The sequence below is a fragment of the Pseudomonas sp. S2_B07 genome, assembly GCF_054668435.1.
The window spans coordinates 2,754,762-2,766,269 of the sequence record NZ_CP162769.1 but is presented as its reverse complement, the minus strand read 5'-3'; the positions used below and the strand labels follow the sequence as shown (position 1 = coordinate 2,766,269).

The 11,508-nt window shown below is 58.3% G+C and carries 11 protein-coding genes; 7 read left to right on the top strand and 4 right to left on the bottom strand.

Translation table 11 applies throughout. From position 1 onward, the window contains the following. Positions 1-119 precede the first annotated feature (119 nt). A complete protein-coding gene (locus tag AB4N43_RS12835) occupies positions 120-1,814 on the bottom strand; it encodes a lactate permease LctP family transporter (RefSeq protein ID WP_027924442.1) in 1,695 nt (564 codons plus the stop codon). A gap of 263 nt (positions 1,815-2,077) precedes the next feature. Between AB4N43_RS12835 and AB4N43_RS12830 the strand changes: the two genes are divergently transcribed. Continuing rightward, positions 2,078-2,845 (top strand): GntR family transcriptional regulator, encoded by a 768-nt coding sequence (locus tag AB4N43_RS12830; protein WP_027924443.1) that lies wholly within the window; start codon positions 2,078-2,080, stop codon positions 2,843-2,845. Positions 2,846-2,896: 51 nt separating this feature from the next. Here the strand turns inward: AB4N43_RS12830 and smpB are convergent, their stop codons facing one another. Continuing rightward, entirely contained in the window at positions 2,897-3,379 is a 483-nt protein-coding gene (smpB, locus tag AB4N43_RS12825; protein WP_027924444.1) for an SsrA-binding protein SmpB, read from the bottom strand. A 118-nt stretch (positions 3,380-3,497) separates the two neighbouring features. Here smpB and AB4N43_RS12820 point away from each other — a divergent pair, with 118 nt between their 5' ends. The 3 genes from AB4N43_RS12820 to AB4N43_RS12810 are packed head-to-tail and all read left to right on the top strand — an operon-like array spanning position 3,498 to position 5,650. Further along, a complete protein-coding gene (locus AB4N43_RS12820) occupies positions 3,498-4,901 on the top strand; it encodes a sodium-dependent transporter (RefSeq protein ID WP_027924445.1) in 1,404 nt (467 codons plus the stop codon). A gap of 7 nt (positions 4,902-4,908) precedes the next feature. Continuing rightward, complete coding sequence (locus AB4N43_RS12815; protein ID WP_027924446.1) at positions 4,909-5,343, top strand: type II toxin-antitoxin system RatA family toxin; 435 nt, start codon at positions 4,909-4,911, stop codon at positions 5,341-5,343. Further along, a complete protein-coding gene (locus AB4N43_RS12810; protein WP_027924447.1) occupies positions 5,336-5,650 on the top strand; it encodes an RnfH family protein in 315 nt (104 codons plus the stop codon). The genes AB4N43_RS12815 and AB4N43_RS12810 overlap by 8 nt, the downstream gene beginning before the upstream one ends. Positions 5,651-5,710: 60 nt before the next feature. On the opposite strand, the gene AB4N43_RS12805 is transcribed toward AB4N43_RS12810, so the two are convergent. Then, positions 5,711-6,238 carry an outer membrane protein assembly factor BamE gene (locus tag AB4N43_RS12805; RefSeq protein WP_027924448.1) on the bottom strand — a complete coding sequence of 176 codons (528 nt, stop codon included), beginning with the start codon at positions 6,236-6,238 and terminating at the stop codon, positions 5,711-5,713. A gap of 97 nt (positions 6,239-6,335) precedes the next feature. On the opposite strand from AB4N43_RS12805, the gene fur reads away from it, so the two are divergent. Beyond that, positions 6,336-6,740 carry a ferric iron uptake transcriptional regulator gene (fur, locus tag AB4N43_RS12800; protein ID WP_003197684.1) on the top strand — a complete coding sequence of 135 codons (405 nt, stop codon included), beginning with the start codon at positions 6,336-6,338 and terminating at the stop codon, positions 6,738-6,740. 75 nt (positions 6,741-6,815) lie between these two features. Here the strand turns inward: fur and recN are convergent, their stop codons facing one another. Further along, on the bottom strand, positions 6,816-8,489 hold the full coding sequence (gene recN / locus AB4N43_RS12795; RefSeq protein WP_460154110.1) for a DNA repair protein RecN: 1,674 nt from the start codon (positions 8,487-8,489) through the stop codon (positions 6,816-6,818). Between the two features lie 240 nt (positions 8,490-8,729). Between recN and grpE the strand changes: the two genes are divergently transcribed. After that, positions 8,730-9,296 (top strand): nucleotide exchange factor GrpE, encoded by a 567-nt coding sequence (grpE, locus tag AB4N43_RS12790; RefSeq protein WP_194940821.1) that lies wholly within the window; start codon positions 8,730-8,732, stop codon positions 9,294-9,296. A gap of 102 nt (positions 9,297-9,398) precedes the next feature. Continuing rightward, positions 9,399-11,315, top strand: coding sequence for a molecular chaperone DnaK (dnaK, locus tag AB4N43_RS12785; RefSeq protein WP_027924451.1), 1,917 nt, complete (start codon positions 9,399-9,401; stop codon positions 11,313-11,315). The last annotated feature ends 193 nt before the right edge of the window (positions 11,316-11,508 follow it).

Genomic DNA, 11,508 nt, shown 5'->3' with positions numbered 1-11,508 from the left:
TCCGCTGAGGCTGCTGAATATAGAGCGGGAAGCTTTCAGCAGCCTTGCAGACCGGGTTGTGAATTGCTGACGCCGGAATCGTGGTCCGGCGTCGGTTTTTGCGTTTTAACCTGTAGTACTTAGTGCACCAGCATGCCGGTGAACCAATAGGCCTGAGCCAGGGTGATCAAGCCGACTATCGTTGCAAAGAATAGGCTGTGCTTGAGGGTGAAGCGGAACAGATCCGATTCCTTGCCCACCAAGCCGGTTGCGGCGCAGGCCACGGCGATCGATTGTGGCGAGATCATCTTGCCGGTCACGCCGCCGCTGGTGTTTGCCGCCACCAGCAACACATCGCTGACACCGATCTGGTGTGCGGTGGTCGCTTGCAACGAACTGAACAGGGCGTTGGACGAGGTGTCGGAACCGGTCAGGAACACGCCCAGCCAGCCGAGGAACGGCGAGAAGAACGGGAACGCTGCGCCCGTCGCTGCCAACACCAGCGCCATGGTCGACGACATGCCGGAGTAGTTGGTGACGAAGGCGAACGCCAGCACCATGCCGATGGACAGGATCGGCCAGCGCAGTTCGTAGAAGGTCTCTTTAAAAGTGGTCAGACCAGTTTTGAAATTGATCTTCAGCACCAGCATCGAGATCAGCGCAGAGAAGAAAATCGCCGTGCCGGTCGCGGAAATCGGGTCGAGCTTGAACACTGCCGGGATGGCCGTCGGGGCCGCCACGATCGGTGCCACCTTGATCACCATTTGATCCAGGTGCGGGATGGCGAAGTTGAACACCCAGCTGTACATCGAACCGCCGGCCGCGAACATCGCCTTGAACGGCTTCAGGGTCCAGATGGTGACGAGTACGGTGAGGATCAGGAATGGCGACCAGGCTTTGAAGATTTCACCGAGGCTATACGGCGAGGCCACGGTGGTGCGCGGTTGACCGAAACCACCGACGCTGGCGGTCACCACGGACGCCGAGACGGCACCGGCAATATGTTGGCCGGCGGCGCGTTTCGGCTGCCAGACTTTCAGGAACAGGGTCAGGGAAATCAGGCTGACCAGGGCCGAGGTGATGTCCGGCAGTTCCGGGCCAATGAAGTTGGATGTGAAGTATTGGGTGATGGCGAAGCTCAAGCCGGCCACCAGCGCGGCAGGCCAGGTTTCCTTCACGCCGCGCATGCCGTCCATCATGAACACCAGCCAGAACGGCACGAACAGCGACAGCAGCGGCAGCTGGCGACCGGTCATGGCGCCGATCTTGAACGCGTCGATACCGGTCACTTGCCCGGCCACGATGATCGGGATCCCCAAGGCGCCGAATGCGACGGGCGCGGTGTTGGCGATCAGGCACAGGCCGGCCGCGTACAGCGGATTGAAGCCCAGGCCGACGAGCAGGGCAGCGGTAATCGCCACCGGCGCACCGAAACCGGCAGCGCCTTCGAGGAATGCACCGAAGCAGAACCCGATCAGCAACACCTGCAAGCGCTGGTCGTCGGTGATCGACAGTACCGAGCTGCGGATCACTTCGAACTGACCGCTCTTGACCGTCAGTTTGTACAGGAACACAGCCGCCACGATGATCCAGGCAATGGGCCACAGACCATAGGCGAAGCCATAACCGGCGGCGGCGAACGCCATGTCGACCGGCATCTGGAAGGCAAAGATCGCCACGGCAATCGACAACGCCAAGGTGATGCTGCCGGCCACATGGCCTTTGAGGCGGAACACCGCCAACGCCAGGAAGAAAAATACGATAGGGATGACGGCCGCGAGGGCTGAGATGCCGAGACTGCCGAGCGGGGTGTAGAGCTGTTGCCAGGTTTGCATATGGGGTGGCCCCTAATTGTTGTTGGTCAGGCACTGGGCAGCGTTCTTGGTTAATTGGTAATACCAATTTACAATCGCTGTTGGCTAGGGTAAAAGCCTTCTGTGCGGTGTGTCAATTTGCCGCCCTAAAACTTTTGTCGAATACGCCGTGTGTAATGCCGCTGACCGGCTTGATCGAGCGTCTTCCTGGCAGGTGCTGACGCCGCGCCAATAGGCCAGAATAGAGAGCCCGGCGAGCGGTCGGGATCGTGGAGAAGTGAGTTATGGGGTTTGATCAGATACGTCAGCGCCGTTTGTCTGACGATATTGTCGAGCGGCTCGAGGGGATGATCCTTGAAGGCACGCTGAAGTCCGGTGAGCGCTTGCCGGCCGAACGTGCACTGGCCGAGCAGTTCGGCGTGTCACGCCCTTCGTTGCGCGAGGCGATTCAGAAACTGGCAGCCAAGGGCTTGCTGGTCAGTCGTCAGGGCGGTGGCAATTATGTCGTCGATTCGCTGGGGTCGACCTTCAGCGATCCATTGCTGCATCTGCTGGAAAACAACCCCGAGGCGCAGCGCGATCTGCTGGAATTTCGTCATACCCTGGAAGCGTCATGCGCTTATTACGCGGCTTTGCGCGCCACCGATGTCGATCGCGAGCGGCTGACGGCAGCGTTTGAGGTGCTCCAGGACTGTTATTCGCGTCATGACGACGTGAGTCGGGCCGAAGAGGGCGCGGCGGACGCCAGTTTCCACCTGGCCATTGCGGAAGCCAGTCATAACGCGGTGCTGCTGCACACGATTCGCGGGTTGTTCGACCTGCTCAAGCGCAACGTGGTGACCAACATTGGCGGCATGTACAAGCAGCGCACGGAAACCCGCGACATGCTGATCACGCAGCATCGGGAGTTGTACATGGCGATTATCGAAGGGCGGGCGGAGCAGGCGCGGGAAGTTTCCAGTCGCCATATTTTGTATGTGCAGGAAGTGCTGGAAGAGGTGCGTCAGGAAGTGCAGCGCATGGCTCGGGCGGAGCGGCGCAAGGGGATGTAGTCAGCAAACGATCATTCCCACGCAGAGCGTGGGAATGATCAGGGTAGGAAGTTAATCTTCCTTGCCCTTGTTGCGCACCGCACGGGCCAGTTCACGACCGGCGTCGCGTTCGCGTTCGGTATCACGCTTGTCGTATTCCTTCTTGCCCTTGCCCAGTGCGATCTCGCACTTGACCATGTGCTTGCTCCAGTACCAGGACAGGCACACGCAGGCATAGCCTTTTTGCTGCACCGCGGCCGCCAGCTTTTCCAGCTCGCGGCGGTTGAGCAGCAATTTGCGGGTACGGGTCGGATCAGCGATGACGTGCGTGCTGGCCGTCATCAGCGGCGTGATGTGGCTGCCAAGCAGCCAGGCTTCGCCATCCTTGAGCAGCACGTAACTGTCGACCAGTTGCAGCTTGCTTGCCCGCAGACTTTTTACTTCCCAGCCGGCCAGGACCAGACCAGCCTCGAACTTATGCTCGATGAAGTAATCGTGTCGCGCCTTTTTGTTTTGCGCGATGGTCCCTGTTGGGTGTTTCTTCTGTTTAGCCATAGGGGCGGCATTATAGGGAGTTGCAAGCAAGTCGGCTACGGTATCGCTACGTGCTTGAGCAGGTTGATTGAATCCCGGACAATGCGGCCTCTTTTTTGAACGCTTGGGCGTGATAACGATGTCGACAGACAAGGTTTCTGTCCACGGCAGTTGGGCTAGCCGCTGGGTCTTCATACTCGCCGCGACCGGTTCGGCCGTGGGCCTGGGTAGTATCTGGAAATTCCCGTACATGGTTGGCGTCTACGGCGGCGGCGCTTTCGTGCTGATGTTCCTGGCCTGTATCGCGCTGATCGGCGTACCGGTCATGCTGGCCGAAACCCTGATCGGCCGTCGTGCCCGGCAAAGTCCGGCCAATGCCTTGAAGGTGCTGGCGCTGGAGGCGGGGCATTCGGGCAAGTGGTCCTGGGGCGCCTTCGCCGGGATGATCACGGCGTTGCTGATCCTGTCTTTCTATAGTGTGGTCGGCGGCTGGTCGCTGGATTACATCATCGACATGGGCCGTGGTGACTTCCAGGGTGTGACGCCTGACCAAGTCGGCGCGTACTTCGGCAATGTGATCGCCGACCCGTGGCGCCTGACACTTTGGCACACGATTTTCATGCTGCTGTCTGCCGTGGTGATCGCCAAAGGCGTGGTCGCCGGGCTTGAGCGCAGCTTGCGGATCATGATGCCGCTGCTGTTTGTGATGATCATCGTGCTGCTGGGTTACAGCATGACCACCGGGCATTTCATGGAGGGCGTGCATTTCATGTTCGACTTCCACCCGGAAAAAGTCCTCGACGGCTTGCTGCCCGCCATGGGCCATGCGTTCTTCTCGCTGAGCGTGGGCGTTGGTTCGATCATGATCTACGGCGCTTATATGCCGAAGAACTCGTCGATTTCCGGCACCGTGGTTGGCGTGGCACTGCTCGATACGTTCGTTTCGCTGGTGGCCGGTCTGGCATTGTTTCCGATTGTGTTCGCTGCGGGCCTGAACCCGAGCGAAGGCCCTGGTCTGATGTTCGTCAGCCTGCCTTTTGCCTTTGGTAACGTAGTGTTTGGCCAGTTGATGGGCGTAGTGTTCTTCGTGCTGGTCGCGGTTGCAGCCTGGAGTTCGGCGATTTCGCTGCTCGAGCCGATGGTCGCGTATCTGGTTGAACGCACCAAGGTCAGCCGCGCCTGGGTCACGTTCTGGCTGGCGTTTACCTGCTGGTTCGTTGGTCTGGGCACCGTGTTTTCCTTCAATATCTGGAAGCAAGCCAAGTTTTTCGTGAACGAAGGCGGGATGTTCCACCTCTACCAATGGGGCGCGGCCGGCGGCCTGGACTTCTTTGGTGTGATCGACTTTTTCACCTCGCGGATCATGTTGCCACTCGGCGGTTTGTGTTTCGTGGTGTTTGCAGGCTGGATCATGGGGCGTGAAGCGGTGCGCGACGAGTTGTCGATCCGCAGCCCGATACTGTTTGGCCTGTCCCTGTTCTTGATGCGCTATGTGGCGCCCATCGGCATTCTTGTAGTGTTTGCCGCCCAGCTGTGGAAGTGACGCTGACATGACGACGCATATTCAACGCTCGGCCCTGCTGCCGTACCCGGCGCAGGCGCTGTATGACCTGGTCAACGACGTAGCGCGTTATCCCGAGTTTTTGCCGTGGTGTTCGGCAGCCGAGGTCCTGGAAAGCTCGCCGGAGCACATGCGCGCCAGCGTCGGGGTGGCCAAAGGCGGTTTGAGCCAGCATTTCGTTACTCGGAACACGTTGGTGCCCGGGCAGTCGATCGAGATGAACCTTGAAGAGGGGCCTTTCACTCAGTTGCACGGTATCTGGGTGTTCAAGCCGCTGACGGATAAGGCCTGCAAAATCAGTCTGGATCTGTCGTTCGACTATGCCGGACCGATTGTTCGCGCGACGTTGGGGCCGTTGTTCAATCAGGCGGCCAACACGCTGGTGGACGCGTTCTGTCAGCGCGCCAAGCAGATTCATGGTTGAGTCGGTGATTGAGGTCGAAGTGGTGTATGCCGCGGCTGATCGTCAGGTATTGCTGACGGTCGCTGTGCCTGACGGCGCGTCGGTGCGCGAGGCGTTGCGCAAATCAGCGGTAGGTGCGCAGTTTCCGGAGCTGGATCTGGGCACTTGCCCGGTGGGTATATTCGGCAAGGTCATTGTCGACCCCGATGTGCATCCGGTTCATGCGGGTGATCGGATCGAGATTTACCGGCCATTGCTGGTGGATCCCAAGGAGGTTCGTCGCTTGCGTGCCGCCAAGGCAGCCGAGGCCAAAGCGCGGAATCAGTGATTCACTAAACGCCAGGCAATAAAAAACCCGGAGATTCCGGGTTTTTTATTGCGTCGCAAATTATTGCGGCGAAGTGTCCAGCGGTGTTGGCGTCGGGACTGGAACGGTTTCTACACCGTCGACGTCCTTCTGGATCTGGTCCAGCAACGAACCTGGCTTGACCGGTTTTTCCGGTTTTGGCTTCTCGGCGTTTTCTGCTGGTGCAGCGACTTGCGTGCCGCTGTCCTTGCCGAGAATGGCTTCGTCGCGGCTCACGCCTGGCATGAAATCACCAGAGAGGCTGACAAGCTGGTCATTTGGGTTGAAGATAACGCTGATGCGTTCCTGTTGGCGTTCACCGCCACCCGGTTGCAGGCTGTACAGATAATCCCAGCGATCGGCATGGAACGTGTCGGTCAGCAGAGGGTTACCCATGATAAACCGTACTTGCTTGCGGGTCATTCCCGGGCGTAACTGGTCTATCATGTCCTGCGTGACGACATTGCCCTGCTGGATGTCGATTTTGTAAACCCCGGGGAATGAACAACCGGCGAGTGCGAGCAGTCCCACAAAGGTGAAACTGGTTAGCAAGAGCTTGGTGTTTTGCATCGGTGGGCGACTTCCACTATCTTGGCTGGGACAACGTAAACGCCGATCATACCCGCATTAAGAGAAGCTGCGAAGCAGCATCGCGAGAAAGCTGACCATGGTTGAAAATAGCGAACTACGCAAAGCCGGCCTCAAAGTGACCCTTCCACGGGTCAAAATTCTGCAAATGCTCGATTCCGCCGAGCAGCGCCACATGAGTGCCGAAGATGTTTACAAGGCACTGATGGAGGCTGGTGAGGACGTCGGTCTGGCCACGGTTTACCGTGTACTGACTCAGTTCGAGGCGGCTGGCCTTGTGGTGCGGCACAACTTCGACGGAGGCCATGCGGTCTTCGAACTGGATGACGGCAAGCATCACGACCATATGGTCAACGTCGAGACCAGCGAAGTGATCGAATTCTTCGACGAAGAAATCGAGCGCCTTCAGAAAGCCATCGTCGACAAGTATGGTTTCGAGATGGTTGATCACAATCTGGTGCTGTACGTACGCAAGAAAAAGTAAGCATGTCGCGCGAATTTCACATTCGCGAAACGAACGAAGGCGACCCCAGGGTCGCCTTCGTGCTGTCTGCCGATCTTAAATCTTTGCGGTGACGACCATCTTTTTCGCGTGGGCCAGGGATTCCTTGGTCAGGTCGATGCCGCCCAGCATCCGCGCCACTTCTTCGACGCGATCATTTTTGCTCAGCTTGGAGACGGCGGTGTGGGTCGCCTCTTCGCCCCGTACCTTGTGCACGAATAAATGTTGGTGACCCTGAGCGGCTACTTGCGGCAAGTGAGTGACGGTCAGCACTTGCCCACGCTCTCCGAGGCGCCGTAACAACTGACCTACGATCTCGGCGGTCGGGCCGCCAATGCCCACGTCTACTTCGTCGAATACCAGTGTCGGGACACGAGAGGTCTGTGCGGTGATCACCTGAATCGCCAGGCTGATCCGCGACAGCTCACCGCCCGAAGCCACTTTGGCCAAGGCTTTTAATGGTTGGCCGGGGTTGGCGCTCACCAGCAGTTCGACCTGTTCGAGGCCATTGGGCAGCAGCTCATCACTGCTGTTGGGGCGCAACTCGATGGTGAAACGACCGCCGGGCATGCCCAGTCGCTGGATCTCCTGCTCAACGGCGCTGGCCAGGCTGCTCGACGCTTGATGGCGCAAGTCACTCAGCTCGCGCGCCTTCTCCTGATAATGACGGGCATAAGAGGCCAGTTCATCGCTCAGCCGTTCGATGGATTCATCGTTGGCATTCAGGGTTTCGATTTCATCCAGCAGTCGCTGCTGCATCTCCGCGACCTCGGTCGGCTGGATGCGGTGTTTGCGCGCCATGGTGTAGATCGCATCGAGGCGTTCTTCCAGGTATTGCAGGCGCGCCGGGTCGGCGTCGAAGTTGTCGAGGAAGCGGTTCAGTTCGCCTACCGCTTCTTCTACCTGAATCTGTGCGCTGGTCAGCAGGCTGCTGGCCTCGCCCAAGGCGCCGATCGAGTTGTTGACGCTTGAGAGGCGATTGAGGCTTGCGGTGAGGGCATTGAGGACATTGCCAGAATCACTTTCGCTGCACTGCTCGACCACTTGCCGGCAGATGCCCAGCAGGGTTTCGGCGTTGGTCAGGTTCTTGTGTTCCTGCTCAAGTTGTTCCAGCTCGTTTTCGCCGAGCCCAAGGTTCTCCAGCTCTTCAAGCTGATAGCTGAGCAATTGATGGCGGCCGCGTTGCTCGTCGCCGGAGTTGGAAAGGCGCTCCAGTTCCTGGCGGGTCTGGCGCCACCGTTGAGCGGCCAACTGCACTTGGCGTGCAAGGTCCGTGGCCCCGGCGTATTCATCGAGCAGTCGGCGATGGGTGTCGGTCTTGAGCAGCGATTGGTGCTCATGCTGGCTGTGGATATCGATCAGCAGCTCGCCCAGGGCCTTGAGGTCGCCGAGCGGGCAGGGCGTGCCGTTGATATAGCCACGGGAGCGGCCTTCGGCGGTGATCACCCGGCGCAGGATGCACGGGCCATCGCTTTCAAGGTCGCGCTCGGCGAGCCAGGCGCTGGCTTCCGGGATATCGACCAGGTCGAAGGTCGCCAGGATGTCGGCCTTGTCTGCGCCGGGGCGGACTACTCCACTGTCGGCGCGATCACCCAGGGTCAGGCCCAGGGCGTCGAGCATGATCGACTTGCCGGCACCGGTTTCCCCGGTGATCACGCTCATCCCGCGATCGAGTTCGAGATCGAGGTGTTCAACGATGGCGTAGTTATGTACGGACAGGTGCACCAGCATAAAGGCCGCTCCCAGGCTTTAGGTCTGGTTATTTATACAGTGTTTTATTTGCGCCTGACAATGCCCTCGCTTAGCTCGATTTGCTCGGTCTGACGAAATGCGTGGTGCGTCGGGTAATTGCAATGCAGCGCTTTTTGTAGGGTTAATCGCAACGAGCCCCTTGAAGCTGATTTTTGCGGCCCCATATACCGGGACAGAAGCGTGAGTTGAGCTCACGGACGATATTGAAAGGAGAAATCTATGGCTGACGAACAGACAGTGGATACGCAAAATCAAGACGCCAACCAGGGCTCCACGGCTTCGGGTGATGACCTGGCGGCTCGTGTACAAGTGCTCGAAGAGCAACTGGCAGGCGCGCAGGATCAGGCTTTGCGTGTTGCCGCCGATCTGCAGAACGTCCGCCGTCGCGCTGAGCAGGATGTAGAAAAAGCGCACAAATTCGCCCTCGAAAAGTTTGCAGGCGATTTGCTGCCGATCATCGACAGCCTGGAGCGTGGTCTGGAGTTGTCCAACCCGGACGACGAAAGCATCCGCCCAATGCGCGAAGGCATCGAGCTGACCCTGAAAATGTTCCAGGACACCCTGAAACGCTATCAGCTGGAAGCGATCGATCCGCATGGCGAACCGTTCAACGCTGTTCAGCATCAGGCCATGGCCATGCAGGAAAGCGCTGATGTCGAGCCAAATAGCGTGCTCAAGGTGTTCCAGAAGGGCTATCAGCTCAATGGTCGCCTGCTGCGCCCGGCCATGGTCGTGGTCAGCAAAGCCCCGGCACCAGTTTCGCCTTCGATTGACGAGCAGGCTTGAAATTGGCCGCAAGGCCCCCATTTATAAGTCAAGCGTTTAAGTGCTACCGCAGTTAGCCACCACTGCTGCGGCATCCAAATCCAAAGTTTCGGGAGAGTGAACATGGGCAAAATTATCGGTATCGACCTGGGGACTACCAACTCCTGCGTCTCCGTGCTGGAAAACGGCGTAGCCAAAGTTATTGAAAACGCTGAAGGCGCGCGTACTACGCCGTCGATCATCGCTTACGCCAACGATGGCGAAATTCTGGTTGGCCAATCGGCCAAGCGTCAGGCTGTGACCAATCCGCATAACACCCTGTATGCGGTGAAGCGTCTGATCGGTCGTAAGTTCGACGAAGAAGTCGTACAGAAAGACATCAAGATGGTCCCGTACAAAATCGCCAAGGCCGACAACGGCGACGCGTGGGTAGAAGTGAACGGCCAGAAAATGTCGCCGCCACAAATCTCGGCTGAAATTCTGAAGAAAATGAAGAAGACCGCCGAAGACTACCTCGGCGAGCCAGTGACTGAAGCGGTGATCACCGTTCCGGCCTACTTCAACGACAGCCAGCGTCAAGCCACCAAAGACGCCGGCCGCATCGCGGGCCTGGACGTAAAACGTATCATCAACGAACCCACCGCAGCCGCTCTGGCTTACGGTATGGACAAGGCGAAAGGCGATCACACCGTGATCGTTTACGACTTGGGCGGCGGTACTTTCGACGTTTCCGTGATCGAGATCGCTGAAGTTGATGGCGAGCACCAGTTCGAAGTATTGGCCACCAACGGCGACACGTTCCTGGGTGGTGAAGACTTTGACATTCGTCTGATCGACTACCTCGTCGACGAATTCAAGAAAGAAAGCGGCATGAACCTCAAAGGTGACCCGCTGGCGATGCAGCGCCTGAAAGAAGCCGCTGAAAAAGCCAAGATCGAGCTGTCCTCCGCGCTGTCGACCGACGTGAACCTGCCGTACATCACTGCAGACGCCACCGGTCCGAAGCACTTGAACGTGAAGATTTCTCGCGCCAAGTTGGAAGCACTGGTTGAAGACCTGGTTCAGCGCACCATCGAACCTTGCCGCATCGCGCTGAAAGACTCCGGTATTGACGTTGGCGCGATCAACGACGTGATCCTGGTCGGCGGTCAGACCCGTATGCCACTGGTTCAGAAGCTGGTAACCGAGTTCTTCGGTAAAGAAGCTCGTAAAGACGTGAACCCGGACGAAGCGGTGGCCATGGGTGCTGCTATCCAGGGCGCGGTATTGGCTGGCGACGTTAAAGACGTTCTGCTGCTGGACGTTAGCCCGCTGACCCTGGGTATCGAAACCATGGGTGGCGTGATGACCGCGCTGATCGAGAAAAACACCACGATTCCTACCAAGAAATCGCAAGTATTCTCGACTGCCGATGACAACCAGGGCGCTGTGACCATTCACGTGCTGCAAGGTGAGCGTAAGCAAGCGGCCCAGAACAAGTCCTTGGGCAAGTTCGACCTGGCCGAGATTCCGCCAGCACCACGTGGCGTGCCACAAATTGAAGTGACCTTCGACATCGACGCCAACGGCATTCTGCACGTAGGCGCCAAAGACAAGGCCACCGGCAAGACTCAGTCGATCGTGATCAAGGCCAACTCCGGTCTGTCCGAGGAAGAAATTCAGCAGATGATTCGCGATGCTGAAACCAACGCCGACGCAGACCGTCAGTTCGAAGAGCTGGCGACCGCTCGCAACCAGGGCGATGCACTGGTTCACTCGACGCGCAAAATGGTCGCTGACGCTGGCGATAAAGTGACTGCCGAAGAGAAGACTGCAATCGAAGCCGCTGTTGTTGCTCTGGAAGCCGCCGTCAAAGGCGACGACAAAGCTGCAATCGAAGCCAAAGTTGAAGAGCTGTCGAAAGTCTCTGCTCCAGTGGCGCAGAAGATGTACGCCGAACAGGCCCAGCCTGCTGAAGGCGCGGCACCGCAAGACGAAAAAGCTGAAAAGGCTGACGACGTTGTCGATGCCGAGTTCGAAGAAGTCAAAGACCACAAGTAAGTTGTTGGTCGCCCGGTTGACTGCCTTTAGGCGGTGACTGGTAGGATGTCGCCGCGCGGGAGCTTGCTCCCGCGTTGGCGTGTCTGGAATACGCGAATTTTTACAGCATGCGACAACGCTCGTGTGTTGTTGGTATGGCCGGGAATGCTCCTGCTTTTCGAGCCGAAAGTACCGCAATGAATCAAAGACCAGG